General features: G+C 68.2%; 18 protein-coding genes and 10 pseudogenes. 13 read left to right on the plus strand and 15 right to left on the minus strand.

Annotated elements, in window-relative coordinates:
• Positions 1-35: 35 nt before the first annotated feature.
• Positions 36-719, minus strand: coding sequence for an ABC transporter ATP-binding protein (locus tag K6K41_RS09760; RefSeq protein ID WP_261404872.1), 684 nt, complete (start codon positions 717-719; stop codon positions 36-38).
• A gap of 112 nt (positions 720-831) precedes the next feature.
• On the opposite strand from K6K41_RS09760, the gene K6K41_RS09765 reads away from it, so the two are divergent.
• The 5 genes and pseudogenes from K6K41_RS09765 (at position 832) to ngg (ending at position 7,095) form a co-directional block, all read left to right on the plus strand.
• Complete coding sequence (locus tag K6K41_RS09765; protein ID WP_261404873.1) at positions 832-1,452, plus strand: arylesterase; 621 nt, start codon at positions 832-834, stop codon at positions 1,450-1,452.
• A 176-nt stretch (positions 1,453-1,628) separates the two neighbouring features.
• Positions 1,629-2,678 (plus strand): annotated as a pseudogene (locus tag K6K41_RS09770) (aldo/keto reductase).
• A 20-nt stretch (positions 2,679-2,698) separates the two neighbouring features.
• Positions 2,699-3,232, plus strand: coding sequence for an RNA 2',3'-cyclic phosphodiesterase (gene thpR, locus K6K41_RS09775; protein WP_261404874.1), 534 nt, complete (start codon positions 2,699-2,701; stop codon positions 3,230-3,232).
• 300 nt (positions 3,233-3,532) lie between these two features.
• Positions 3,533-5,305 carry an N-acetylglutaminylglutamine amidotransferase gene (locus K6K41_RS09780; RefSeq protein WP_261404875.1) on the plus strand — a complete coding sequence of 591 codons (1,773 nt, stop codon included), beginning with the start codon at positions 3,533-3,535 and terminating at the stop codon, positions 5,303-5,305.
• A 122-nt stretch (positions 5,306-5,427) separates the two neighbouring features.
• Positions 5,428-7,095, plus strand: coding sequence for an N-acetylglutaminylglutamine synthetase (gene ngg / locus K6K41_RS09785; RefSeq protein WP_261405693.1), 1,668 nt, complete (start codon positions 5,428-5,430; stop codon positions 7,093-7,095).
• A gap of 78 nt (positions 7,096-7,173) precedes the next feature.
• On the opposite strand, the gene K6K41_RS09790 is transcribed toward ngg, so the two are convergent.
• The gene (locus tag K6K41_RS09790; RefSeq protein ID WP_261404876.1) at positions 7,174-7,317 is read right to left on the minus strand and encodes a hypothetical protein; all 144 of its coding nucleotides are present in this window, start codon (positions 7,315-7,317) and stop codon (positions 7,174-7,176) included.
• 227 nt (positions 7,318-7,544) lie between these two features.
• On the opposite strand from K6K41_RS09790, the pseudogene K6K41_RS29960 reads away from it, so the two are divergent.
• The 3 pseudogenes from K6K41_RS29960 to K6K41_RS29970 form a co-directional block, all read left to right on the plus strand.
• Positions 7,545-7,772 (plus strand): annotated as a pseudogene (locus K6K41_RS29960) (osmoprotectant NAGGN system M42 family peptidase); the annotation flags it as partial.
• Between the two features lie 97 nt (positions 7,773-7,869).
• Positions 7,870-8,424: pseudogene (locus K6K41_RS29965) on the plus strand (M20/M25/M40 family metallo-hydrolase); the annotation flags it as partial.
• Positions 8,405-8,506 (plus strand): annotated as a pseudogene (locus K6K41_RS29970) (hypothetical protein); the annotation flags it as partial. The pseudogenes K6K41_RS29965 and K6K41_RS29970, both read left to right, overlap by 20 nt.
• A 276-nt stretch (positions 8,507-8,782) precedes the next feature.
• On the opposite strand, the pseudogene K6K41_RS09800 reads toward K6K41_RS29970, so the two are convergent.
• The 4 genes and pseudogenes from K6K41_RS09800 to K6K41_RS09815 all read right to left on the minus strand — a co-directional run bounded on the left by K6K41_RS09800 (position 8,783) and on the right by K6K41_RS09815 (position 13,394).
• Positions 8,783-9,755, minus strand: a pseudogene (locus K6K41_RS09800) (type II secretion system F family protein).
• 43 nt (positions 9,756-9,798) lie between these two features.
• The gene (locus K6K41_RS09805) at positions 9,799-10,779 is read right to left on the minus strand and encodes a type II secretion system F family protein (RefSeq protein WP_261404877.1); all 981 of its coding nucleotides are present in this window, start codon (positions 10,777-10,779) and stop codon (positions 9,799-9,801) included.
• 11 nt (positions 10,780-10,790) lie between these two features.
• Positions 10,791-12,248: pseudogene (locus K6K41_RS09810) on the minus strand (TadA family conjugal transfer-associated ATPase).
• 25 nt (positions 12,249-12,273) lie between these two features.
• A pseudogene (locus K6K41_RS09815) lies at positions 12,274-13,394 on the minus strand (CpaE/TadZ family protein).
• Between K6K41_RS09815 and K6K41_RS09820 the strand changes: the two are divergent.
• Positions 13,393-13,572 (plus strand): hypothetical protein, encoded by a 180-nt coding sequence (locus K6K41_RS09820; RefSeq protein ID WP_261405915.1) that lies wholly within the window; start codon positions 13,393-13,395, stop codon positions 13,570-13,572. The pseudogene K6K41_RS09815 and the gene K6K41_RS09820 overlap by 2 nt on opposite strands.
• On the opposite strand, the gene K6K41_RS09825 is transcribed toward K6K41_RS09820, so the two are convergent.
• The 6 genes from K6K41_RS09825 to K6K41_RS09850 all read right to left on the minus strand — a co-directional run bounded on the left by K6K41_RS09825 (position 13,550) and on the right by K6K41_RS09850 (position 17,585).
• Positions 13,550-14,122: a CpaD family pilus assembly protein gene (locus K6K41_RS09825; protein WP_261404878.1), complete on the minus strand. Its 573-nt coding sequence runs from the start codon at positions 14,120-14,122 to the stop codon at positions 13,550-13,552. The genes K6K41_RS09820 and K6K41_RS09825 overlap by 23 nt on opposite strands.
• 169 nt (positions 14,123-14,291) lie before the next feature.
• Positions 14,292-14,834 carry a type II and III secretion system protein family protein gene (locus K6K41_RS09830; protein ID WP_315855218.1) on the minus strand — a complete coding sequence of 181 codons (543 nt, stop codon included), beginning with the start codon at positions 14,832-14,834 and terminating at the stop codon, positions 14,292-14,294.
• A complete protein-coding gene (locus tag K6K41_RS09835; RefSeq protein WP_261404879.1) occupies positions 14,774-15,757 on the minus strand; it encodes a pilus assembly protein N-terminal domain-containing protein in 984 nt (327 codons plus the stop codon). Before K6K41_RS09835 ends, K6K41_RS09830 begins: the two co-directional genes overlap by 61 nt.
• 44 nt (positions 15,758-15,801) lie before the next feature.
• The gene (cpaB, locus tag K6K41_RS09840; RefSeq protein WP_261404880.1) at positions 15,802-16,590 is read right to left on the minus strand and encodes a Flp pilus assembly protein CpaB; all 789 of its coding nucleotides are present in this window, start codon (positions 16,588-16,590) and stop codon (positions 15,802-15,804) included.
• 150 nt (positions 16,591-16,740) lie between these two features.
• Complete coding sequence (locus tag K6K41_RS09845; protein WP_261404881.1) at positions 16,741-17,241, minus strand: A24 family peptidase; 501 nt, start codon at positions 17,239-17,241, stop codon at positions 16,741-16,743.
• Between the two features lie 188 nt (positions 17,242-17,429).
• Complete coding sequence (locus K6K41_RS09850; RefSeq protein WP_261404882.1) at positions 17,430-17,585, minus strand: Flp family type IVb pilin; 156 nt, start codon at positions 17,583-17,585, stop codon at positions 17,430-17,432.
• A 393-nt stretch (positions 17,586-17,978) separates the two neighbouring features.
• On the opposite strand from K6K41_RS09850, the gene K6K41_RS09855 reads away from it, so the two are divergent.
• The 3 genes and pseudogenes from K6K41_RS09855 (at position 17,979) to K6K41_RS09865 (ending at position 20,561) form a co-directional block, all read left to right on the plus strand.
• Complete coding sequence (locus K6K41_RS09855) at positions 17,979-18,452, plus strand: pilus assembly protein N-terminal domain-containing protein (protein ID WP_261404883.1); 474 nt, start codon at positions 17,979-17,981, stop codon at positions 18,450-18,452.
• Positions 18,453-18,566: 114 nt separating this feature from the next.
• Complete coding sequence (locus K6K41_RS09860) at positions 18,567-18,740, plus strand: hypothetical protein (RefSeq protein WP_261404884.1); 174 nt, start codon at positions 18,567-18,569, stop codon at positions 18,738-18,740.
• Between the two features lie 152 nt (positions 18,741-18,892).
• Positions 18,893-20,561: pseudogene (locus K6K41_RS09865) on the plus strand (formate--tetrahydrofolate ligase).
• Between the two features lie 185 nt (positions 20,562-20,746).
• On the opposite strand, the gene K6K41_RS09870 reads toward K6K41_RS09865, so the two are convergent.
• From K6K41_RS09870 to K6K41_RS09880, 3 genes and pseudogenes are all read right to left on the minus strand, one after another.
• On the minus strand, positions 20,747-22,459 hold the full coding sequence (locus K6K41_RS09870) for a nitrilase-related carbon-nitrogen hydrolase (protein WP_261405695.1): 1,713 nt from the start codon (positions 22,457-22,459) through the stop codon (positions 20,747-20,749).
• A 316-nt stretch (positions 22,460-22,775) separates the two neighbouring features.
• Positions 22,776-23,782: pseudogene (locus K6K41_RS09875) on the minus strand (NAD(P)H-quinone oxidoreductase).
• Entirely contained in the window at positions 23,779-25,113 is a 1,335-nt protein-coding gene (locus K6K41_RS09880; protein WP_261404885.1) for an MFS transporter, read from the minus strand. The pseudogene K6K41_RS09875 and the gene K6K41_RS09880 overlap by 4 nt, the downstream one beginning before the upstream one ends.
• A gap of 157 nt (positions 25,114-25,270) precedes the next feature.
• Here K6K41_RS09880 and dapF point away from each other — a divergent pair.
• Positions 25,271-26,144: pseudogene (dapF, locus tag K6K41_RS09885) on the plus strand (diaminopimelate epimerase).
• Positions 26,145-26,227 lie beyond the last annotated feature (83 nt).

Raw genomic sequence — 26,227 nt, forward strand, 5'->3', positions numbered from 1 at the left:
GGCCGAACCCGCCGCCTCGGCATGCGGGAGGTTGGTCACGCGGCGGCGTCCGTCACGGTCTCGATCCGGCCCGAGCGCAGCCGCACCACGCGGCCGCAGCGTGCGGCGAGCGCGGGATCATGGGTGACGAGCACCAGCGTCGCGCCGCGCTCGGCTGTCTTGGCGAAGAGAAGGTCGGCGATCTGCTTGCCGGTCGTCTCGTCGAGATTGCCCGTCGGCTCGTCGGCCACGAGGATTTCGGGCCGGTTCGACAGCGCGCGGGCGAGCGCCACGCGCTGCTGCTCGCCGCCCGACATCTGGGCCGGATGATGGTGCAGCCGCTCGGCGAGGCCGACCGCCCGCAGCTCGGCCTCCGCCCGCTCGAACGCGTCCGGCTCGCCGGCGAGCTCGAGCGGCACCGCGACGTTCTCGAGCGCCGTCATGGTCGGGATGAGGTGGAAGGCCTGGAACACGACCCCTATGTTCCGGCCGCGAAAGCGCGCCAGCGCGTCTTCGCCGAGGACGGCGACGTTCTCGCCCAGCACCGTCACCGCGCCGGAGTCCGGCCGCTCCAGCCCCGCGAGCACCATCAACAGCGTGGACTTTCCCGACCCAGAGGGGCCGACGAGGCCGACGGCCTCGCCCTTCTCGATCGAGAGGCTCACGCCCTTGAGGATGTGGACGCGGGCGGGGCCGGAGCCCAGCGCGACGTTGACGTCACGGAGTTCGATCGCCGTCATGAAGCCGTTGATCCATGTCCTTAAGAACGCCGGTGTATCGCGGCGCAACATCGGCGCAGATAGCGACGCGATTGCGGCGTTCCAACCGTCGCGGCGGATGGTGGCGGCAGGAATGGCGTTCGCTCTCGCAGGCGTGATGATCTCCGAGGCTTCCTCCGCAGCCCAGCCGATCAAGCTCGTGGCCTTCGGTGACAGCCTGACGGCGGGCTACGGCGTCGGCCCGGCGGACGCCTTTCCGGTCAAGCTCGCGGCCGCGCTCAAGGCCAAGGGACGGGACGTCGCGATCTCGAACGCAGGCGTGTCCGGCGACACCGCGAGCGGCGGGGCGGACCGGGTGGACTGGTCAGTCCCCGAGGGCACGCAAGGCGTGATCCTTTCGCTCGGCGCCAACGACATGCTGCGCGGCGTCGACCCGAAGACGACGCGCGCCGCGCTGACCCGCATCCTCGACCGACTTCAGGCGCGCAAGATTTCGGTGATGCTCGCCGGCATGCGGGCCGCGCCGAACCTCGGACTGGACTACGGAAAATCGTTCGAGAAGATCTACACGGATCTCGCAAGCGAGCGCGGGCTGACGCTCTACCCGTTCTTCCTCGAGGGCGTCGCGGGCGACCGCTCGCTGAACCAGACCGACGGCATCCACCCCAACCCGAAGGGCGTCGACGTGATCGTGGCCGGCATGCTGCCGAAGGTCGAGGAGTTCCTCGACAAGATCGAGGCCGGCCGCAGCTGAATCCAGAACGCCCGCAGCTTTCACGGAAGACGCTCAGACCGTCATCGCGACCGCAGAGCCGGGACCCACAAACGCGACGACGCAGAATGCCCGGTCTCGCCGCAGGCGACGCGTCCGGCTCACCCGCCGGGACGACGACGGGGCCTTCTCCGTCCACTTCGAAAGGACGTTCACCCATGGAAATGCGCAAGCTCGGCCGCACGGGGCTCGACGTTAGCCTTGTCTGCCTCGGCACGATGACGTTCGGCGAGCAGAACACCGAAGCCGAAGGCCACGCCCAGATGGACCGGGCGAAGGACGCGGGCGTCAACTTCCTCGACGCCGCCGAGCTCTATCCGATCCCGCCGAAGCCGAGACGCAGGGGCGCACCGAGGAGACCATCGGCACATGGCTCAAGAGCCGCGGCGGGCGCGACAAGGTCGTGGTCGCGACCAAGGCGGTGGGCCGGACCGCGATGCCCCAGTTCCGCGACGACGGCAAAGGCGCGCGCCTCTCGCGCGGGCAGCTTCGAGAAGCGGTCGAGAAGAGCCTGAGGAGGCTCCAGACCGACTATATCGACCTCTACCAACTGCACTGGCCGGACCGGGAGGTCAGCCAGTTCGGCGCGAACCCGGTCACGTTCAGGACCGTCGCGCCGGCGCCCGACGAGGTACCGATCGGCGAGACTCTGGAGGCGCTCCAGGAGTTCGTCGCCGAGGGCAAGATCCGGCATGTGGGCCTCTCGAACGAGAGCGCCTGGGGGACGATGCGCTTTCTGGCCGAGAGCGACGCCGGCCGCGGCCCGCGCGTGGCCTCGATCCAGAACGGCTACAACCTCGTCAACCGCACATTCGAGACCGCACTCGCCGAAGTCGCGCTGCGCGAGGACGTCGGTCTGCTGGCCTATTCGCCGCTCGCGCAGGGCTATCTGACAGGCAAGTATCGGAACGGCGCGCTGCCGGACGGCTCGCGCAAGAAGCTGTTCGACCGGCTGCAGCGCTACGAGGGGCCGGGCGCCGAGGAGGCGATCGGGGCCTATCTCGATCTTGCTGGGGATCGGCTGGAGCCCTGGCGATCTCGCCTTGCGTTTCGCCGCGACGCGTCCTTTCGTGACCTCCGTGATCATCGGCGCGACCACGATGGAGCAGCTCGACCAGGATCTCGCGGCCTTCGACAGGCGGTGGAGCGCCGAGATCGAGGCGCGGGTCGACGCGATCCACGCCGCCCGCCCCAACACCTGCCCATAAGGCCAGAAGGAGCGTCACGCGTGCCGCGGCTGTTCACCGCCCTCGAGGTTCCCGAAGACGTGGCGCAGGCGCTCGCGACCTATCGCGGCGGGCTTTCGGGCGCGCGCTGGATCGACGTCGAGAACTATCACGTCACCCTGCGCTTCCTCGGCGACATCGAGGAGGAGGTCGCGCAGGAGGCCGCCTATCTGTTGGGGCAGGTGCGGCGCGCGCCCTTCGAGGTGACGATCGAGGGGCTCGACGCCTTCGGCGGCGACCGGCCGCGCGCGCTGATCGCGCGCATCGCGCCCTCCCCCGCCATCGTCGAGCTGCAGGCCGAGCACGAGCGGCTGATGCGGCGCGCGGGACTGCCGTCGGAAAAGCGCAAGTTCGCGCCGCATGTCACGCTCGCGCGGCTGCGCGACGCCTCCCCGCGGGCGGTCGCGGACTATCTCGGATTGCGGGGAGGCCCTCCCGGGCTGACGTTCCGCGCCGACCAGTTCGTGATCTATTCGTCGCGCGATTCCGTCGGCGGAGGCCCTTACGTGATGGAGGCCGCCTACCCGCTGAGGTGAGGCGCGGCGTCTCCGCCCCCTCTCCCGCGGGCGGGAGAGGGTAAGGGTGAGGGGGTCAGCGCAGAGGCCAGACCGGAGCGCCCGTCCGCGCGGACGGGCGTCCTTTCTGAAACTGCAGCGCCAAATCCCCTCATCCTTACCTTCTCCCGTAAACGGGAGAAGGAACGGCGAGCGCTCCCGCCTCTCTTTCCTAGGCCGGCGCCCGTTCTTTCAGCGTGCCTCTTGGCGTTCCAAGACTCGATTTCGCTCATTCGCGCCATAGGTTGCAGCGCACAAGGCGAAACTGGACGATCTCAAAACATGTGCGGAATCTGTGGTGAAGCGACCTTCCTGGGGCAGCCGGCCTCGGTCGAGGCGGTGGCGGCGATGTCTGGCTGCATGGTGCCTCGCGGGCCCGACGGCGACGGCGTCGTCTCGCGCGGACGGGTCGCGTTCGGCCATCGCCGGCTGAAGATCATCGATCTGTCCGAAAAGGCCGAGCAGCCGATGGTCGACCCGACGCTCGGGCTCACCATCGTGTTCAACGGCTGCATCTACAATCACAAGGAGCTGCGCGCCGAGCTCGAGCAGAAGGGCTACCGCTTCTTCTCCGACGGCGACACGGAAGTCATCGTCAAGGGCTGGCACGCCTGGGGAACCGAGCTTCCGAAGAAGCTCTTCGGCATGTTCGCGATCGCGATCCACGAGCGCGACACCGGCCGCGTGATCCTCATCCGCGACCGGCTCGGCATCAAGCCGCTCTATGTGTCTGAAGGCAACGGGCGGCTCCGGTTCTCGTCCTCGCTGCCCTCGCTGCTCGCGGCGGGCGGCGTCGACACCTCGATCGATCCCGCGGCGCTCAACGCCTACATGTCGTTCCATTCAGTGGTTCCGGCGCCGCGCACGATCCTTGCGGGCGTGCGCAAGCTGCCGCCCGCGACGCTCAAGATCTGGGAGCCGGACGGCCGCACCAAGGAGGAGGTCTACTGGCAGGTCTCCTACGAGCGGACCGCCGCCGACATCGGCAAGACCTTCGACGACTGGCGCGAGGAGGTGCACGCCTCGCTGCGCACCGCCGTGAAGCGCCGCATGGTGGCGGACGTGCCTGTCGGCGTGCTGCTTTCGGGCGGCGTCGACTCGTCGGTCGTCGTGGCGCTGCTGGCCGAGCTCGGCCACGAGAAGATCGAGACTTTCTCGATCGGCTTCGAGGCGCGCGGCGGCGAGGAAGGCGACGAGTTCAAGTACTCCGACATCATCGTCGACAAGTTCAAGACCTCGCACCACAAGATCATGATCGAGGAGCGCCGGATGCTCGACGCGCTTCCGGGCGCGATCCAGGCGATGTCCGAGCCGATGGTGAGCCACGACTGCGTGGCCTTCTACCTGCTGTCGGAAGAGGTGCGGAAGCACGTCACCGTCGTGCAGTCGGGCCAGGGCGCCGACGAGATTTTCGCCGGCTATCATTGGTATCCGAAGGTCAACGCCTCGAACGCGCCGGTCGACGACTACGCCAAGGCGTTCTTCGACCGCGACCATGCGACCTATCTCAGCCATGTCAGCGACGCTTACGGCGGCGCCGACCATGCGCGCGCCTTCGTCGAGGAGCACTTCGCCATGGCCGGCGCGGACGACGCTGTCGACAAGGCGCTGCGCCTCGACTCGACCGTCATGCTGGTCGACGACCCGGTGAAGCGCGTCGACAACATGACCATGGCGCATTCGCTCGAGGCCCGCGTGCCGTTCCTCGACCACGAACTGGTCGAGCTCGCGGCCCGCATCCCCGGCGAGCACAAGCTCGCCGACGGCGGCAAGGGCGTTCTGAAGGATCTCGCGCGCCACATCGTGCCGAAGGAGATCGTCGATCGGCCGAAGGGCTACTTCCCGGTGCCGGGCCTGAAATATCTCGAGGGCCAGACGCTCGAGATGGTGCGCGACGCGCTCGGTTCGCAAAAAGCCCGCGAGCGCGGCCTGTTCCGGCCCGAATATCTCGACAAGCTGTTCGAGAACCCCGCCGAGCACATCACGCCGCTCAGGGGATCGGAACTCTGGCAATGCGCGTTGCTGGAGGTCTGGCTGCAGACGCACGGCGTCTGAGCGCGTTCGGCGCCTCCGGCGCTGCGAGTCGAACTGGAAATATGAGAAAGGCCCGACCGATGTCAGCAGCCCTCGCCGAGAGCGACACTGCAGGGGCGGACTCCCCCGCGCGCCCGACCGCGATGCGGCCCGACGTGACCGTGGATTGCGGCTGGGGCCGCCTCCTATTCGCGCAGACCTTCGCCGACCCCAAGGTGCTGGCCGAGGCGCTGCGCGAGGAGGGTCCGGACCAACGCGACATCGCCTGCTACGTCAACGACCCGCATGTGCTGATCGCCCAGGCGCCGCTCGAGCTTTTCCTCGATCCGAGCCACATGTTCCGGCTCGATCTCGGCGCTTACGAACCGTCCGACCGCGACAACCGCGCGGTCCATGTGCGCCGGCTTTCGGACGCGCAGGACATCGAGGCGATCAGCCGGATCTACTCGGCGCGCCACATGGTCTCGGCGCGGCCCGACTTCTACGAACGCCACCGCGACGACGACACGCTCGTGCATCTCGTCGCGCAGGACGTGCGCACCCATGAGATCGTCGGCGTGGTCACGGGCGTCGACCATGTGCTGGCGTTCGACGACACCGAGAAAGGCTCGTCGCTCTGGTGCCTCGCGGTCGATCCGCAGTCGCGCCATCCGGGCGTCGGCGAGATGCTGGTGCGAAGCCTCGCGGAGCTGTTCAAGGAGCGCGGCGCGGCCTTCATGGACTTGTCCGTCATGCACGACAACGAGCTCGCCATCGGCCTCTATGAGAAGCTCGGCTTCGAGCGCCGCTACACCTTCTCGATCAAGCGCCGGAACTACATCAACGAGCGCCTGTTCGTCGGCGAGCCCGGCGTCGACGGGCTGAACCCCTACGCCAAGATCATCGTGGACGAGGCGCGCCGCCGCGGCATCGGCGTCGAGGTCACGGACGCCGAGGGCGGCTTCTTCCGCCTGACCCATGGCGGCCGGTCGCTGGTGTGCCGCGAGAGCCTGTCGGAGCTCACCACCGGCATCGCGATGTCGATCTGCGACGACAAGGCGGTGACCCGCCGCGCGGTTGCGAAGGCCGGCGTCGTGGCCCCGGACCAGATCGAGGCCGGCGACCGCGAGGCTTTGGAGGCCTTCCTCGAAAAGCACGGCGCGGTCGTCGTGAAGCCCGCCCGCGGCGAACAGGGCCGCGGCATCACGGTCGGGCTCGACACGATTGAGGATCTCGAGGCCGCGATCGAGGACGCCAAAGCGTTCTGCGACCGCGTCGTGGTCGAGCAGATGGTCGAGGGCGAGGACCTCCGCATCATCGTCATCGACTTCAAGCTGGTGGCGGCCGCCATCCGCCGCCCCGCTCACGTCATCGGCGACGGCAAGACCACGATCCGCGAGCTGATCGAGAAGCAGTCGAAGCGCCGGCAGGCGGCGACGGGCGGCGAAAGCTCGATCCCGATGGACGGGCAGACGGAGAAGTGCGTCGCCAAGGCCGGCTACGCGATGGACGACGTCGCGCCGGAGAACAAGGTGATCATGGTCCGCAAGACCGCGAACCTGCACACCGGCGGCACCATTCACGACGTCACCGGCGAGGTGCATCCCGCGCTCGTCGAGGCGGCGGTGAAATGCGCGCGGGCGATCGACATCCCGGTCTGCGGTATCGACTTCATGGTGACGTCGCCGCGCGGGCCGGACTACGCCTTCATCGAGTGCAACGAGCGCCCGGGCCTCGCCAACCACGAGCCGCAGCCGACCGCCGAGCGGTTCATCGACTTGCTGTTCCCGCTGTCGATGCCCGCCGCCGTGCGGCGCGTCGGCCTCGGATGAGTGACGCAGCGCAGCACAAAGAAAAAGGCCGCCCCGAGGGGCGGCCTGAAGTCAGGGAAGATTACGCAGGTACGAAAATCAGAGGCCGAAGGGATAGTCGCGATGGGCGCGATGCAGAGCGCGGCCCTGCTCCTCGAAGAAGGCCTCGAACTCCGAGAAGAAGCGAGAGAAGAAGCTCAGCGAGAAGGGCGCGGAGACGACCTTGAGCACGGCGGCGGTCATGGCGATGTCCTTTCAGTCTGGGCGCTAAAGCAGCCCGCGTCGTTCGATGACGACAATCTGGCATGCCAAATGCCCGAACTGAACGGCCGTTCTGGCATGCCAGTCATGCTTCGCACGCGCAGCAAAGCTTAAATCCTCATTCAACCCTGCCGGGGGCGGACCGTCGGCCGATCCATGTTATGGAGGCCGCCCGCCGACTCAGCCCTCCCAAACCGGATCGGTGATCCATGCCGCGTCTCGACGTCGACATCGACTACCTCGCCGAGCAGCTCAAGGGACTGCTCAAGATCCCGAGCCCCACGGGCTTCACCGACACCATCACCCATGCGGTGGTGGACGAGCTCGTCAGGCTCGGCGTCGAGCCCGAGGTCACCCGCCGCGGCGCGATCCGCGCGAAGCTTAAAGGTCGGGTGAAGGATCCGAGCCGCGCGCTCATCGCCCATCTCGACACGCTCGGCGCGCAGGTGAAGCTGCTCAAGTCCAACGGCCGGCTCGAGCTCGTGCCGATCGGCAAACTGGTCGGCGCGCTTCGCCGAAGGCGCGCGCGTCACGATCTTCACCGAGGCCGGCGCCTATCGCGGCTCGATTTTGCCGCTCAAGGCCTCGGGCCACACCTACAACGACGAGATCGACAGCCAGCCGACCGGCTGGCAGCACGTCGAGCTGCGCGTCGACGCGCTTGTGCGCGACGTCGCGGACCTGCAGCGCCTCGGCTTCCATGTCGGCGACGTGGTGGCGATCGACACCCAGGCCGAGTTTCTCGACAACGGCTTCATCGTCTCGCGCCACCTCGACGACAAGGCCGGCGTCGCGATCCTGCTGACGGCGCTGAAGGCGATCGTTGAGTCGGGCAAGAAGCCGCCGGTCGACACATGGTTCGTGCTGTCGATCGCCGAAGAGGTCGGGGTCGGGGCCGCCGCCGTTCTGCCGCACGACGTCGCCGCCATGGTGACGATCGACAACGGCACCACGGCTCCGGGCCAGAACTCCGACGAGTTCGGCGTGACCATCGCGATGGCCGACCAGACCGGGTCCGTTCGACTACCATCTCACCCACGAGCTGATCCGGCTCGCGCGCGAGAACGACATCCGCCACCAGCGCGACGTGTTCCGCTACTACCGCTCGGATTCGGCCTCCGCCATCGAGGCGGGAGCGGACGTGCGCACGGCGCTCGCGACCTTCGGGGTCGACGCGTCCCATGGCTACGAGCGCATCCACATGCATGCGCTGCGCTCGCTCGCCGAGCTCATGACCGCCTATGTGACGAGCCCGATCGACATCAAGCGCGACGCCAAGCCGATCGGCGACATCGAGGGCTTCACGCACCAGCCGACCGCGCCGGCCGAGCCGACATCGAGCCGGGCGAGACGATGCCGGCGACCGATTGAGGTCCGCCGGCGGCGTCTGTCTCGGAAGACGATCCCGGATCGGCCTGCGGCCGTCCGGGACGACGGCGTGGCCGCCTTACTTCACCGCCATGACGGTGATGTAGGCCGGGCCGAGGATCACGACGAAGATCACCGGCAGGAAGAACACGATCATCGGCACGGTGAGCTTGGGCGGCAGCGCCGCGGCCTTCTTCTCGGCCTCGGCCATGCGGGTGTCGCGGCTGTCCTGGCTGAGCGTCCGGAGCGCCTGGGCGACCGGCGTGCCGTATTTGTCGGCCTGGATGAGCGCGGTCGCGACCGACTTCACGGAGTCGAGGTCGGTGCGCTTGCCGAAGTTCTCATAGGCCAGACGACGGTCCTGCAGGTAGGACATCTCGGCCATCGTCAGCGTCAGCTCTTCGGCGAGCACGACCGACTGCGATCCGATCTCGTCCGCGACCTTGCGGAACGCCGCCTCGATCGACATGCCGGACTCGACGCAGATCAGCATCAGGTCGAGCGCGTCCGGGAACGCCTTGCGGATCGACTGCTGGCGCTTCGACGTCTGGTTCTTGAGGAACAGCTCCGGGGCCTTCACGCCGAGCAGCGCGATGCCGACGATCGCGCCGGCGCGCATCATCGGATCGAGGCCGAAATCGTCGACCACGAACAGATAGAAGCTGCCGATGATGATGAAGCCGATCGGCGCGACGAGGCGGAAGAACAGGAAGGTGGTCATCGCGCCCGGACCGCGATAGCCGGCCATCTGCAGGCGCTCCTTGGCGTCTTCGGTGCCGAGGTGCTTGGACAGGTTGAAACTGCGAGACGACGCTCTGCATGTAGGCGCGCGGCTCGAGCTTCAGCCCCTTGGCGCCGCGGGCGAGGCGCTCGCGTTCGCGCGCCCGGATGCGGGAGCGCTCGGTCGCCACCGCCTTCATGCGCCGCGCGAGCGGGTCGGTGGCGAGCAGCGGCATGCCGAGGCTGATCACCGTCGCCATCGCGGCGACGGCCGCGAGCAAGCCGGCGAGCGCGCGCGGATCGTTCACCATCGAGATGATCTGCTGGAACACGGTCCCTCGCCTTCCCCGTACGCTTCGTCGTCCTGCTTCGCCGTCAGTAGTCGAAGCTGATCATCTTCTTCATCACCAGCACGCCGCACAGCATCCAGGCCGCGGAGCCGGCCAGCATGAACCGGCCGATGTCGGTCGAGAACATCTGGTTCATGTAGTCCGGGCTCGTCATCGAGATGACGCCGATGGTGATGATGGGCAGCGCGCCGATGATCGAGGCGGACGCCTTCGCCTCCATCGAGAGCGAGGCGATCTTCTGCTTGATCTTCTTGCGGTCGCGCAGAACCTTGGCGAGGTTGCCGAGCGCGTCAGACAGGCTGCCGCCGGCCTTCGACTGGATCGCGATCACGATGGCGAAGAAGTTCGCCTCGGCGACCGGCATGCGCTCGTAGAGCTTGCCCACCGCCTCCGCGAGCGGGATGCCGACGGTCTGCTCCTCGATGATCTTGCGGAACTCGGTCTTCACCGGCTCCTGCGTCTCGTTGGCGACGACGCGCATGCAGTCGCCGAGCGGCAGGCCCGCCTTCAGGCCGCGCAGGATGATCTCGACGCCGTCCGGGAGCCCCGTGAGAAACTTGGCGATGCGGCGCTTCTTGAGGAAGCCCAGCAGCCAGCGCGGAGCGCCGAGGCCGCCGACGAAGGCCGCGAGGCCCGCGACCCGCGGATCCTGGGTGCCGACGAAGGCGCCCACGCCGAAGACCGCGGCGATGATCGCGCTCACGATGTAGAACTTCTCGTTGCTCCATTGCAGCCCGGCCTGGGCGATCCGCATCTGGAGGGTCGGCCGGTTGATGCGCTTCTGGCGGTCGTCAAGCGCCTTCAGGCTCTCCGAAACCTGTCCGCGACGCAGGGTCTCCTGCGCGGCCTCGCTGACGGCGCGGCGGCGGTCCATTCCCACCATCTTCTGGCGCTGCTCGACCCGCGCCGCGCCCGACAGGTAGGGATAGATCAGCGCGTAGGCCGCGCCGCCCGCCGCGACCGTGGCGAGCAGGACGATCGGAAGCTTTCCGCCGAGATCGATCATCGCACGGCTCCTCAGGCGACCCTGGAGGTTTCGACGTCCATCGCGTCGATGGCGGCGGCGAGGCGAGTCTCCTCGCCGAAGTAGCGCGCGCGCTCCCAGAACCGCGGACGTCCGATGCCGGTGGAGCGGTGGCGGCCGAGGAGCCGCTTGTTCGCGTCCTCGCCGAGGATGTCGTAGAGCACGATGTCCTGGGTGATGATCACGTCGCCTTCCATCCCCATCACCTCGGTGACGGGTGATGCGGCGCGAGCCGTCGCGAAGGCGCGAGGCCTGCACGATGACGTCGACCGAGGTGCAGATCATCTCGCGGATCGTCTTCGAAGGCAGCGAGAAGCCGCCCATCGTGATCATCGACTCCAGACGCGAGAGCGCTTCGCGCGGGGGAGTTGGCGTGCAGCGTTCCCATCGAGCCGTCATGGCCCGTGTTCATCGCCTGCAGGAGGTCGAAGGCCTCCGGTCCGCGCACCTCGCCCACGATGATCCGCTCGGGACGCATGCGCAGGCAGTTCTTCACGAGGTCGCGCATGGTGACCATGCCTTCGCCCTCGAGGTTCGGAGGGCGGGTTTCGAGACGCACCACATGCGGCTGCTGCAGCTGGAGCTCGGCGGCGTCCTCGCAGGTGATGATGCGCTCGTCCTCGTCGATGTAGCGCGTCAGGCAGTTCAGGAGCGTCGTCTTGCCCGAGCCCGTGCCGCCGGAGATCAGCACGTTGCAGCGGACGCGCCCGATGATCTTCAGGATGTCCGCGCCCTCCGGGCTGATCGAGCCGAAGCGCACCAGCTGGTCGAGGGTCAGCTTGTCCTTCTTGAACTTACGAATGGTGAGCGTCGGGCCGTCGAGCGCGAGCGGGCTCACGATGACGTTGACGCGCGAGCCGTCCGGAAGACGCGCGTCGCAGATCGGCGAGGCTTCGTCGACGCGGCGGCCGACCTGACTCACGATCCGCTGGCAGATGTTCAAGAGCTGGGCGTTGTCGCGGAAACGGACATGGGTGGTCTGCACCTTGCCCGAGACTTCGATGAAGGTCCGCTCGGCGCCGTTGACCATGATGTCGGCGATGTCGTCGCGGGCGAGCAGCGGCTCCAGCGGGCCGTAGCCGAGGACGTCGTTGCAGATGTCCTCGAGCAGCTCTTCCTGCTCGGCGATCGACATCACGACGTTACGGATCGCGATGATCTCGTTGACGATGTCGCGGATTTCTTCGCGCGCGCTCTCGACGTCGAGACGGGCGAGCTGGGCGAGGTCGATGGCCTCGATCAGCGCGCCGAAGATCCGGCTCTTGGTCTGGAAGTAGTCGTCGTTGCGACGGTTCTCGTTCGGCTGAGGCGGCGCGGGGCGCGCCTCGGCCGCGGCGAGAACGGGGGCCGGCGACGCTCACGAGCGGCGCTCCGAAGTCGCCGCTCGCGGTCGCGCTGCGTCCTAGGCCCGCGCCGGCCGGCGTGATCGTCGATCCGCGTTTTCCGAACATGAGGTCGCGTCCTGTCGTCGCCGGCTCAGCCGGCCTTCTTCCACGGAATCTTCGCCATCAGCGGCTCGAGCAGGTTCTTGCGCGAACGCTTCGCCTCGCTCTTGCCGGTGAGGCGCTTGGCGAGGTCGAGGAAGATCTCGTTGATCTTGTGAGAGGGCGAGGTCTCCGCGGCCATCTGGCCGTTGTTCGCGGCCGTGCCGAAGAGCTGCGGATCGAACGGGATGACGGCCGACGGCTCAAGGTCGAGCGCCTTGGCGAAGTCGGCCGGCTTGATCTCGGCGCGCTTGGGAACGCCGACCTGGTTCAGCACGAGCTTCGGCGCGCTGTCGTTGGGACGGGCGATCTTCAGCAGGTCGATCAGGTTCTTGGCGTTGCGCAGATTTCGCAAGGTCCGGGGTCGCGGCGATCACCACCTCGTCGGCGGCGATCAGGGCGCGCTTGGACCAGGCGGTCCACACATGCGGCACGTCGAGCACCGCGCAGGGGACGTTGGCGCGCAGGATGTCGATCAGCGGGTCGTAGACGTCCTCGTGGAAGTCGTAGACCCGGTCGAGCGTCGCGGGCGCGGCGAGCAGCGACAGCTGCTCGGTGCATTTCGACAGCAGGCGGTCCACCACCGCCGCGTCGACGCGGTCGGGCGCGAACACGATCTCTGCGACCCCCTGGGGCGGGTCCTGGTTGAAGTTGAGGCCCGCGGTGCCGAAAGCGAGGTCGAGATCGACCACGACGCTGTCGATCTTGAGCTGCCGCGCGATCGCCCAGGAGACGTTGTGCGCGATCGTCGAGGCGCCGACGCCGCCCTTGGCGCCCACGAAGGCGATGTTGCGGCCGACCGGGTTCGCGCCGGGCGCGTGGAAGATCTCCGAGAGCGCCCGGACGAGATCGACGACGCCGAGCGGCGGGACGAGATAGTCGGAAATCCCGAGACGCATCAGCTCGCGATAGAGCAGCACGTCGTTGACCTGGCCGATGACCACGACCTTGGTGTCGCTGTCGCAGACCGAGGCGAGACGGTCGAGGGTCTCGAGCAGACGCTCGCGGTGATTGTCGCCCTCGATGATGATGACGTTGGGGGTCGGCGGTCTTGTAGGCCTCGGAGGCCGCGAGGCCGCCGCCCATCTGGACCTTGACGTGCGCCTTCTCCATGCGGCGGTCCGAGGTCGCCTGCTCGACGAGGCGGGCGATCTCGGGCGTCTCGCAGAACGCCTGGATGGACACGCGCGGCAGCGGCGCGATCACGGTGTCGGCCGCCGGCTGGGCGGAGGGCGGCGTCTGGCCGCCAAGCAGATCCTTCATGCCCCTCACTCCTTCGCGACGTCGCTGACGACCGCGTCCGCCTGGCGGTAGCCGGTCGTGGTGTCGCCGCCTTCGCGATGCTTCTCGATGATGGTCTGGCGGCGGGCCGCGTAGATCGGCGCTTCGGCGCGGGGGCGCGCGATGTCTTCGGGATCGGCGACCTGGGCGGCGAGGTTCTGCTGGTTGGCGCAGCCGAAATTCCAGTATTCGCGGTTCTCGGTCGCGCCGTAGAGGTCGCCGCCGCCGGAGCCGAGGTCGTCGGGCCAGAGGCCGCAGGCGTGGCTCACCTGCGCCTTGAGCTTGACGTAGCCGAGCTTGACGAGCCCGATCTCCTCGGGCCCGGCCGGCGTGTAGCGCTGGCTGACGATCTGGGTCGCGGGGACGCCCGCCGAGGCGAGCGCCGAGCGCACCGCCGTCGCGCCGAAGGCGCCGGCAGGAGCCATCATGCCGATCGGGCCGCGGCCGTTCTTGCGCCAGTCCGCCGCGAAGGCGCGGACGTCTTCTTTCTGGCGCGAGGTGAGGCCCTGGGCGCCCGCGCCGACCGGCAGGTCGAGACGGGTGGAGCCTTCCGCGAGCACGATCGGGTGGCGTTGGGCGACCGTGGTGGGTAGCTGTCCGCCACGATCCGTTCGGCGTGGCAGCCGCCGAGCGCGAGGCCTGCGCCGCAGGCGAGGGCCGCGAGGCCGAGGCGCGGCGAGGACGGGCGACGATGCGAGGTCATCTTCGGAACTCCGTTCGGTGCGCGCGTCAATCGATGATGAAGCCGGCCCGACGACCGACCGTGTGCGGGTCGATCTGGCCGGGGACGCCGTAGAGGCGGTTCAGACGTCCGAGGAAGACCGCCGAGGGTTCGGACGGCTCCGCGAAGCCGTCGTCGGGGCTTGCGAGCTTGTCGGCCGAGGTCGCCTTGGCGAGATACGGCGTGACGAGGATGACGAGCTCGGTCTCGCTCTTGAGGTAGTCGTTCGAGCGGAACAGCGCGCCGAGCACCGGCAGCTTCGTCAGGCCGGGCCAGCCGGCGAGCGAGCGCTTGGTCTGCTGCTGGATGAGGCCGGCCATCGCGATTGAGCCGCCCGAGGGCACCTCGACGGTGGAGTTGGCGCGGCGGACCTGCAGGCCCGGGATGATGAGGCCGTTGTCCTGGATGCCGTTGGCGGCGTCGAGCTCGCTGACTTCGGTCGCGACCTTGAGGCTGATGCGGCCGCTAGAGAGCACGACAGGCGTGAAGTTCAGGCCGACGCCGTAGTCCTTGAACTCGACCGTGCGGGTGCATCGGCCGCTGTCGTCGATCGTGCAGGGGCCGGGGAACGGATACTGCCGCCGGCGAGGAACTTGGCGCTCTCGCCCGAAATCGCGGTGAGGTTCGGCTCGGCGAGCGTGCGCACGACGCCCGCGCGCTCCATCGCCTGAAGGCGCGCCGAGAGCGTGCCGCCGCCAAGGCCCACCGTCGCGAGCAGATTGCCGCCGGGCGAGGAGTTGTTGGCGCCGAAGGGGAACGACGAGGCGAGCTTCTTGCCCTGGTTCATCACCTCGTTGCCGAGGAACTTCACGCCGCCGGCCGCGACGCCGTTGAAGCCGTAGTCGATGCCGAGCTGCTTGATGATCTCGCGCTTCATCTCGACGACCTTGACCCGCAGGAGAACCTGGTCCTGGCCTTCGATCTTGAGCGCGTTCACGACCTTCTTCGGATCGGCCATGTAGCCGGCGGCGATGTCGATGGCGGTCTGGGCTTCCTGGGCGGACTTCACCGAGCCCGTGACCACGACGCCGTCGCCCACGCCCTCGACCCGGACCTGGCCGCCGTCGATCGAGCGGGCGATCGAGGAGCGGATCGAGCCGACGTCGCGCGACACCGAGACCTCGTAGGAGGCGATCTCGCGGCCGTTCTCGTCGAGGAACTTCACGTCGGTCTGGCCGGGGCCGGCGCCGATCAGATAGGCCTTGCGGGCCGACCGGACGACGGCGTTGGCGACCGCGGGATCGGCCACGAAGACTTCCTTGGCGTCGCGCGGCAGCGTGACGACGTAGGACTTTCCGATGCCGAGCTCGACCCGGCCGCCGTCCTGGCCCGCGCCGTCGGCGGCCAGATAGGCGGGGTCGGCGGCGAAGGCCGGAACGGGCGCGGCGACCGCGAGCGCGGTGGTCGCGACGAGGGCGGCCCGCAGGGTCCGCCCGAGCGCGTCCCTGAAGCCGCGACGGTGGTGGTCGGTCATCGCGAAGCCTTTCCGCGAAAGAGAACGTTCGTTGAGGGCCATGCTCACTGCCCGCCCTGGCTCGGCACGCCGAAGCGCACGACGGTGACCGTGTCGCCGCGCTTGCGGGGCGTGGCGTCGTTCGGGTCGACGGCGGTCGGGCCGGAATCGACGAGGGAGCGCAGCGCGAGGGCGATGACGCCCTGCTGGCGGCTCAGGGAGATGCGCTCGGCCTGGGCCGGCGAGAGCTCGAGCGTCGCGGTCTTGCCGACCACGACCTTCGCGCCGTCCTTGTCCTCGACCGTCTGGTCGATGGCGAGAATGCGGATGTTTTCACCGAGCGTCTCGGTGAAGCTCTCGTCGCGGCCGTTGCGGCCCGCGACCTTGCGGGTCAGCAGCACGTCGACGCGGTCGTTCGGCAGGATGAAGCCGCCGGCGCCGGTCTCGGGCGAGATCTCGATCGAGATGGCGCGCATGCCGGACGGCAGGATCGCGGCCATGTAGCCCGAGCCCGTCCCCTTGATGAGCTTGTCGGGGCGGATCGGCTCGCCGGCCACGAAGGGCGAACGGGCGATCGATCCGGCGGTGTTCTGGACCGCTTCCGGCGCGGCGTCGCGCTGCACGAACACGGCGTTCGCGGCGTCGCGCGGCCAGGCCTGCCAGCGCAGGTCGTCGGCGCTCACGGCGCCGCCGAGCTCGATGTCCTTGGCCGCGACCAGAACGTCGACCATGTTGGGGTTACGCGCTTCGACGACCGGAGCGGGCTGCTCTTCGTTCGAGCCGCCGGCGAGCATCGCCGCGCCGGCTCCCGCCGTCAGCGCGATACCCAGAACCACGAGCTGAGCCGCTTTCATTTAGTCCCCCGAGCGTCGAGGCCTGCAAACCTGGCCTGAACCGTCTCGCAAAGAGGACCACTGAAACGTCAATTCATGGTTAACGTCGTCTCGACAAGCGTCTCTAACAAATCGTTATTGTAAGCGATTGACGAAAACTTGCCCGTCGGCTCAGCTCAACGCCGAGAACCAGGAGGTGTCCGTCCACAGCGCGAGCGTGCCGGCCGACAGCGCGATCCCGTAGGGCACGCCGCATTTTGGGTGATGGAGCCGCGCGAGCCAGCTGACGCCGCCGAGCGCGGGATGCAGCGGGCGCTCTCTGTAGTAGAGCATGCCGAGGGTGAGCGCGCCGCCGAGCATCGCGAAGGACACGAACCAGGCGAGCAGCGGCTCGAAGCCGAGCCAGAGCGCGATCGCGGCCGCAAGCTTGGCGTCGCCGCCGCCGATCCAGCCCGGAGCGAAGAGCGCGAAGCCGATCACAAGCACGAGAAACGCCGCGCCGAGATGGGAGACGAGCTCCCCGGCCGCCATGCCCGACAGCGGCGCCGCGACGGCGAAGGCCGCCACCAGCGCGAGCACGAGGCGGTTGGGGATCGTCATCGTCATCAGGTCGGAGACCGCCGCGGTGACGATGAGGGCCGGGATCACCGCGACGACGAAGATTTCAAGCATGGCTGAAGTCCGACGTTGCTGGACGCATCGAGCGCGAAGCATTGACCGGCAGGCGCTAAGAAAGCGCAAACGCGGGGGCCACAAACGACAAAGACCGTCGCTCCCAGGGGAAGCGACGGTCCTTTTGTCCAGCGGCCTGACGAGGCGTCAGGATCTGCGTGAAGGCCGGCCCCTTGCGGGGACGCGGATCACTGCAGGTTGCTGTTGACCTTGGTGAAGGCGCTGTTGAGGCTGGTGCCGATGCCCTTAACGACGGTGATGATCGCGATTGCGATGCCGACGGCGATCAGGCCGTACTCGATCGCGGTGGCGCCGGACTCGTTCTTGACGAAAGCCTTGATCATGGTGGAACTCCAGGTTCACAGAGGTTTGCGACAGCACTTGTCCCGTGTCCTTCTGTCGTCGTCGGTCCACCGGGAACGAGTGCAATCTACCCCCGCCGCCTTGCGATTAGGTTAATGCCGAAAGCAACTCGTATGTGATTTAAATTCATGACTTTCACGGTTAAAGCATTCTTGCCAAGTTCATTATGATTAATTCCAATTAAATCATCGCGTCATCTCGGTCGCCATCTGCCCGTGGGGGCGGTCAGTCGTCGGACGCCGATGGTCGATCCGCCTCCGCGGTCAGGCTGAGACCGACTCCGGCGCGGGCCCCAGCATCCACGAAGCTGATCTTAGGCATTCGTTCACCCAAATCGGCTTTGATGCGGGCATCGAATGTTAGGGATCGACGCTATGGCCACGTTGCTCAGGACTTCGGTCTGGTCCGCAGCCGTCCTGTCCGTATTACTACTTACGCCTGCAAAGGCGGTCGAAGCCCCCGAGCCGGGTTCGCTCGAAGTGGCCGTCGACCGCGCGAGCGTGGTGCGGGCGCCGGCCGGCGTCGCGACGGTCGTCATCGGCAACCCGCTGATCGCCGACGCCACCACGCAGAAGAACGGCGTGATGATCGTGACGGGCAAGAGCTTCGGGTCGACCAACATCATGCTGCTCGACGGCGCCGGCGCCGTGCTGAGCGAAACCATCGTCAACGTTCGCCGCGCGAACGACGGCACGATGGTGGTGCAGCGCGGGGCGAAGCGCGAAAGCTTCTCCTGCACGCCGCGCTGCGAGCCGACGCTCGCGATCGGCGACACCGCCGAGAGCTTCAGCCAGACCGCGGGCCATCTCCCAGCGCAACGGCATGTCCTCGGCCGTACGGGCGACTGACGGTGGCCGCGGCCCTGGCCGCGGTCATCTTTCGCTAAGATTTGCGAGGCAGCCTCTGGCCACGAGCCGGCGGCCGCCTTCGCGCGTCGCCGCCCTGCAACCGGAGCCGCATCCATGGCCGCGATCGCACGCCGCGCAGCTCACTTCCGGACCGGGTTCGGAACCCGTCGCGCCGCCGCCACCGTCGCCGCGCTGACGCCGTTGCTCGCGCTCGCTCTTTCTTGCCTCGACGGGATCGTGGTCGTCGCCGCCAGCCAGTTTTTCGGCGCGGCCGCGGGCCTTCGCTGAGCCTCGCACGGTTCCGGCGCGCCCTTAATACCTTCGTCGCGAGAAGCCTCTAGCCGGTCGCCTTCGGGTTGCTGAGCCGCCTCCGACGCGGCAAAACGGCCGCCCGGCCGATGGGCCGGACCCCGTTTCCCGCCGCCGGAGGCCCGCGCACCATGCCGACCGACATCGAGATCGCCCGCGCGGCGACCCTGAAGCCCATCGCCGAGATCGCCGCCAAGGCCGGAATTCCGGAAGACGCGCTTCACCTTCACGGCAAGCACATCGCGAAAGTCGACGACCGCTTCATCGCCGAGCTGCCGGCGAAGAAGAACGCCAAGCTCGTGCTCGTCACCGATCTCGCCGACGCCCGCGGGCGAGGGCAAGACCACCACGACGGTGGGCCTCGGCGACGCGCTCAACCACATCGGCGAACGCCATCATGTGCCTGCGCGAGCCCTCGCTCGGGCCGGTGTTCGGCGTGAAGGGCGGCGCGGCCGGCGGCGGCAAGGCGCAGGTCATCCCGATGGAGCAGATCAACCTGCACTTCACCGGCGACTTCCACGCCATCACCAGCGCCAACAACCTGCTGGCCGCGCTCGTCGACAACTCGCTCTACTGGGGCAACCCGCTCAACATCGACCCGCGCCGCATCGTGTTCCGCCGCGTGCTCGACATGAACGACCGCACGCTGCGCTCGATCATCTCGGGCTGCGGGGCGCCGACCAACGGCTACACGCGCGAGGCCGGCTTCGACATCACGGTCGCGTCCGAGATCATGGCGATCTTCTGCCTCGCGAACGACCTGAAGGATCTCGAGGAGCGCATCGGCCGCATCGTCGTGCCTACACGCCGGACAAGAAGCCGATCACCGCCAAGGACGTCGACGCCCAAGGCTCGCTCGGCGTGCTGCTGCGCGACGCGCTGCGCCCCAACATCGTGCAGTCGATCGACGGCTCGCCGGTGTTCATCCATGGCGGGCCCTTCGCCAACATCGCGCATGGCTGCAACTCGGTCATCGCGACCAAGACCGCCATGAAGCTCGCGGACTGGACCGTGACCGAGGCCGGCTTCGGCGCGGATCTCGGCGCCGAGAAGTTCATGGACATCAAGTGCCGCTTCTCGGGCCTCTCGCCCGACGTCGTGGTGATCGTCGCGACCGTCCGCGCGCTCAAGATGCACGGCGGCATGGCCAAGAACGACCTCAAGACCGAGAACGTCCAGGCGCTGAAGGCCGGACTCGTCAATCTCGGCCGCCACATCGAGAACGTGAAGAAGTTCGGCGTGCCGGTCGTGGTCGGCATCAACCACTTCTTCGCCGACACCGACGCCGAGATCGACACGCTGCAGAAGGCTGTGCGCGAGGACTTCGGCGTCGAGGCCGTGGTCTGCAAGCATTGGGCGGACGGCGCGAAGGGCGCGGAAGACCTTGCGCGCGCGGTCGTCAAGATCGCAGGCGAAGAACCCTCGAACTTCAAGCCGCTCTACGACGAGGACCTGCCGCTGCTCGAGAAGGTCGAGAAGATCGCCAAGGAGATCTATCGCGCCGACAAGGTCACGGCCCCGGCTTCGGTCAAGAAGCAGCTGAAGGAATGGGAAGAGGCCGGCTACGGCAAGTTCCCGGTCTGCATCGCCAAGACCCAGAACTCGTTCTCGGCCGACCCGACCGCCTTCGGCGCGCCGACAGGCCACACGCTGCCGATCCGCGAGGTGCGGCTCTCGGCAGGCGCGGGCTTCGTCGTGGTGGTGTGCGGCGAGATCATGACGATGCCGGGCCTGCCAAAGGTGCCGGCCTCCGCCAACATCAAGCTGCTCGAAGACGGCACCATCGACGGCATCGCCTGAGGCCGTCTCTCCTCCCCTTGTGGGGAGGGGTCGGGGGTGGGGGTGTTTCGGAAAGGGCGAAGACGGCGACGCCGCTCGACGCTGAACCGTGGCGACCAATTCTGAGCCACCCCCACCCTTACCCTCCCCACAAGGGGGAGGGAGGCGGTCCGCGTCGCGGCTCTATGACTCGGGAAGTCGCCCCCTCAGGCGACCGCCGCCGCCTGCTCGTTGCCGGCCTCGACGGCGAGCGGGACGTAATGGTGCGGCAGCCGCATCGTCACGAGATCCTTCCGGCGGATCGGGTTCGTCGGATAGGGCGTGTCGAGGTTCGAGGTGTCGATCTCCGACACCGCCACCCCCTCCCCTTCGAACACGATCGCTTCGGTGCGCGGGAACACGAAGGTTTCCGGCCCGAACACGCCGCTCTTGCCCGGATAGCCGGCGTCCTCGTCGAGCACGTTGGCGAAAGCCAGCACCACGTTGTTCTCGCCCGCCCGCGCCCGGAAGTGGTGCCAGTGGAACGGGTCCGCGCCGGTCGGGATCGGAAAGTTCTGGGCGACGTCGGTGCCGGCGTGCCCGAAGCTGAACTGGCCCCCGATCGCCGCCGGAACCGCGATCGCGTCGCAGCCGCGCAGCGCCAGGATGCGTCCGGCCTCCGGGAACAGCGCATCGTGGCCGATCAGCAGGCCGACGCGGCCAAGCGGCAGGTCGAAGACCTTCCAGCTGTCGCCCGCGCTCGCCCAGCCGCGGTCGCGGCTCGCGAGATGGATCTTTCGGTACGACCCGACGAAGCCCTCGGGCCCGACGAGAACCGCGGAGTTGTAGATCTTTTCGCCGTCCTGCTCGGCGAGCCCCGCCACGATGTGGATCTTGAGTTTCGAGGCGAGCGCCAGCAGGCGCGTGACGGACACGCCCGAAAGACCTTCCGCGCGCGAGGCCGGATCCTCGAGACCTGTGACGGCGAGCTCCGGGAACACGACCAGCGCAGCGCCTTCGGCCGCCGCCTCTCCCGCGAATTCGGCGATCCTCACGAGGTTCGCCGCGACGTTCGAGCTCGGCGCGAACTGCGCCGCCGCGATCTTCGAGCGCCTGCCCGCCGGCAGCGGACGGTGGCCGTAGAGGCTGAAGAAGTCGAGCGGATTCCAGCCGGACTGTCCGGTGGGAAGCTCGCGGTAGAGATCCGGGCGGCGCTGCGCGAAGGTCGGCTCGCCGAGCACCACGCGCTCACGCGCGCGGTCGGTGTCGATCTCGGCCGTGATCACGCCGTCGCCGCCGTCGATCACCGCGGCGATCGCGCCGTCGGGCTCGATCACGCAGCTGCCGCCGGAAAACTGGACGGTGCGCTCCAGACCCCGGCGGTTGCTCTCGATCAGGTAGCAGGAGTTTTCGAACGCCCGGCTGATCCAGTAGGGCGCGGGCGTGCGCTCGGAGAGCCAGTTCGACACATGGCAGATCACGTCCGCGCCGCCGAGCGCCACGAGCCTCGCGGTCTCGACGAAATGGATGTCCATGCAGATCAGGAGCGCGATGCGGCCGAGCTCGGTCTCGAAAACCTGATGGCCGAGATCGCCGGGCGCCGCCCATTTGGGCTCGGAGATGTAGGGGTGGGACTTGCGGTGTTTTCCCACCAGCCCCTCCGGACCGATGAGCGCCGCGGAGTTGTAGTAGAGCCCGGTGGCCGGCTCGACCTCCGGCATGCCGACGACGATGTGGAGCCCGAGCTCCTTGGCGAGCGCGGCGAAGCGGTCGGTGGTCGCGCCCGGAATGGTCTCGACCTGGGTGGAGACCTCGTCGCGGTCGAACCAGCAATAGCCGGTGGTCCCCATTTCGGGGGTCACGATCAGCTTGGCGCCCTTGTCCGCGGCCTCGCGCACGAGGTCGAGCAGGCGCGTGACGTTGCGCTCCTTCTCGAACATGGTCGGCTCGAACTGCACGGCTGCTGCGGTGAAGACGGTCAAGGCGAGGCTCCGGACAGAGACGCGCCTTACCAAGCCGCCTCACCGGGCGACGATATAAATTCTAGACATCTGCGCTAGATGAAATTTTGAACAGCGGGCGCCGCCATCTCAGGCGCGGGACCGTGAGATGGCGCTTGAACCTGCGCCGTCATGCCCGGCGAAGCCGGGTATCCACGATTTGGTCACAGAGCGCGGCGCCGAACGACCAAGTCGTGGATGCCCGCGCGAAGGCGCGGGCATGTGGGCGGCGGTTCAGGCGCGCAAGAAAGCCCGCTCAGCCCTTGCCAGTCGTCAGCACGATCTTGCCCATATGGGAGCTCTCCTCCATGAGCGCGTGCGCCTCGGAGGCCTTCTCCAGCGGGAAGGTCGCGTGCACGACGGGCTTGGCCTTGCCCGCCTCGATCAGTGGCCACACCTCGCGCTGCAGCGCTTCGGCGAGCCGCTTCTTGTCGGCGACGGGGCGCGCGCGCAGCGTCGAGCCGGTGACGGTGAGGCGCTTCAGCATGATGGGGGTGAGGTCGATCTGCACCTTCGGCCCCTGCATGAAGGCGATCTGCACCAGCACGCCTTCGGGCGCGAGGCTCTTGACGTTCTTGCCCGTATATTCGCCGCCCACCATGTCGAGGATGACGTTGACGCCCTTGCCGCCGGTCTCCTCCTTCAGAACCGCCTGAAAGTCCTCGGACCGATAATCAATCCCACGCGCAGCACCGAGCTTTTCGCAGAACGCGACCTTCTCGGGTCCGCCTGCGGTGGCGTAGGCCGTCGCGCCGCGCGCGACCGCGAGCTGGATCGCGGTCGAGCCGATCCCCGACGTGCCGCCATGGACGAGGAAGCTCTGGCCCGCTTTCAGGCCGGCGCGGTCGAAGACGTTGGCCCAGACGGTGAAGAAGGTTTCGGGAACCGCCGCGCCTCGACCGCCGTGAGACCCTTCGGAAAGGCGAGGCAGGTCTCGGCCGGGGCCACCGCGTATTCGGCGTAGCCGCCGCCCGTCAGCAGCGCGCAGACCTGATCGCCGACCACAAAGCCCTTCACGTCCTTGCCGACGGCGACGATCCTGCCCGCCACCTCGAGGCCGAGGATCGACGAGGCGCCGGGCGGCGGCGGATACATGCCCTTGCGCTGCATGACGTCCGGCCGGTTGACGCCCGCGGCCGCGACCTCGATCAGCACCTCGCCGTCGCCGGGCGTCGGAACCGGGCCCCTCGCCGTCCCCAGCACCTCGGGCCCGCCGTCGCCGGAGGCGCTCACATAGGTCATCTCGGTCGGCAGGTCGGTCATCTCGGAGCGCTCTCTTGTTCTGCGGAAGCTCGCCGCAGGGTTTGGCGCGCCGGAGCCCGGAGGGCAAGCGGGCCCTTACCCTCGCGCTTCTCCAGCGACCGCGCGGTCCGCAACTGCGGGAACATCCAGGCCCACAGTCCCGCCACCGCCATGGCGCCGACGCCGCCGAAGATGATCGCGGGCATCACCCCGATCACCGACGCCATCGCGCCGGCGCGGAACTCGCCGAGCTCGTTCGAGGCGCCGATGAACATCATGTTGACGGCGTTGACCCGCCCGCGGACCTCGTCGGGCGTCCAGAGCTGCATGAGGGTCTCGCGGATCGTGACGCTCACCATGTCGGCCCCGCCCATGACCACGAGCGAGGCGATCGAGAGCCACACGGTCTGCGACAGGCCGAACACCACCGCCGAGAGCCCGAACAGGCCCACGCACACGAACATGATGTGGCCGGCGCGATCGGTGATGGGCCGCACGGAGAGCAGCGCCGCGACCGCGATCGCGCCGATCCCGGGCGCGGCGCGCATCATGCCGAGCCCCCAGGGGCCGACGTCGAGCACGTCGCGCGCGACGGCCGGCATCAGCGCATAGGCGCCGCCGAGCAGCACGGCGAAGAGATCGAGCGAGATCGCGCCGAGCACCACCTTCTCGGTGAACACGTAGCGGAAGCCGGCGGCGAGCGAGTCCCAGTTCCGCTCGAGGGTCCGTCGCACGTGCGGGGAGGTGATCATGAGGTTGAGGACGCAGGACGCCATCAAGAGCGCCGCCGCCCCGCCATAGGCGACCGGCGCGCCGAGGCCATAGAGCAGGCCGCCCGTCACCGGGCCGACGATCGTGGCGAACTGCCAGGCGGACGAGCCCCAGGTGATGGCGTTGGCGAGCGCGGCCTGCGGCACGAGGCTCGGCACGATCGCCCAGCTCGCCGGGGAGAAGAAGGCGCGCGCGACGCCGAACAGGAACAGCACGCAGAAGATCAACCCGACCGAGGGCGTCTCCATCAGCGCGACGGCCACCAAGGCAAGCGCTCCCACCGCCTCGACCGCGACGCAGACCGCCATGATGAGGCGGCGCGGGAAGCGATCCGCCACCTGGCCCGTGAACAGCACCAGCGCGATCGCGGGCAGGAACTGGATCAGCCCGACGAGGCCGAGGTCCCAGGGATCGCGGGTGATGTCGTACACCTGCCAGCCGACCGCGACCGAGACGATCTGCACCGCGAACGTCGCGGTCAGCCGCCCGAACCAGAACAGCGTGAAATTGCGGTGGCGGAAGGCGAGCGGCGACTCCGGAACCGGGGTCGCGCCTTGCGCCTCTGGATCGACGGCGGACATGGGGGCACACGAGGCTGTGATGTGAGGTGACCGCTTAGGCGGCTCGGCCGCACGTGTCGAGCCTTCATGCGCAACGCGCCGGTTGCGCCGTCGCGCAGCCTCTCGCGGAACGGCGTCGCCCGGTATATCTACGGCGCACGCAACCAAGGTTCTTGCGATGTCCGCCCTGATCGACCGGCCCTTTCTCAAGATGAACGGACTCGGCAACGAGATCCTGATCGTGGACCTGCGCGGCTCCAAGGCCCGCGCCACGGAAGAAGACGCTCAGGCGCTCGCGCGAGCGCCGAAGACGCATTTCGACCAGCTGATGGCGGTGCATGATCCGCGCACGCCCGGCACGGACGGCTTCATGCGCATCCTCAACGCCGACGGTTCGGAGGTCTCGGCCTGCGGCAACGGCACACGCTGCGTCGCCTGGTGGCTGATGCGCGAAACCGGCCGCCGCGAGCCTGACGCTCGAAACCGACGCCGGCTTGCTGATCTGCTCGGCGGGCGAGACGCCGGACCAGATCACGGTCGACATGGGCAAGCCCCGCTTCGGCTGGGCCGACATTCCCCTGTCCGAAGAGTTCGCCGACACCCGCGCGGTCGAGTTGCAGCTTGGGCCGATCGACGCCCCGCTCATCCATTCGCCCTCGGTCGCCAATGTCGGGAATCCGCACGCGATCTTCTGGGTCGACGACCTCAACGTCGTGGACCTGCGCCGTTCCGGACCGATGCTCGAGAACCACCCGCTGTTCCCCGAGCGCGCCAACATCTCGCTCGCCAAGGTGACCTCGAAGGAGGCGATCACGCTCAAGGTCTGGGAGCGCGGCGCGGGGCTCACGCTCGCCTGCGGCACCGCGGCCTGCGCGGCCGCTGTCTCGGCCGCCCGCACGAGGCGCACGGGCCGCGACGTCGTCGTCAGCCTGCCGGGCGGCCCTTTGCGCATCGTCTGGCGCGAGGGCGACGACCACATCCTCATGACCGGCCCCGCGACCTTCGAGCATGAAGGCCGCCTCGCCGCCGAGATGTTCTCCGCAGCGGCGTGACCACCCGACGGCTGGCGCGACGTCTCCGCCCCCTCCCACTAGCGGGGAGGGTAAGGGTGGGGGTGGCTCAGAATGAAGATCAG

The organism is Chenggangzhangella methanolivorans (assembly GCF_019797865.1).
Classification (GTDB): domain Bacteria; phylum Pseudomonadota; class Alphaproteobacteria; order Rhizobiales; family Methylopilaceae; genus Methylopila; species Methylopila methanolivorans.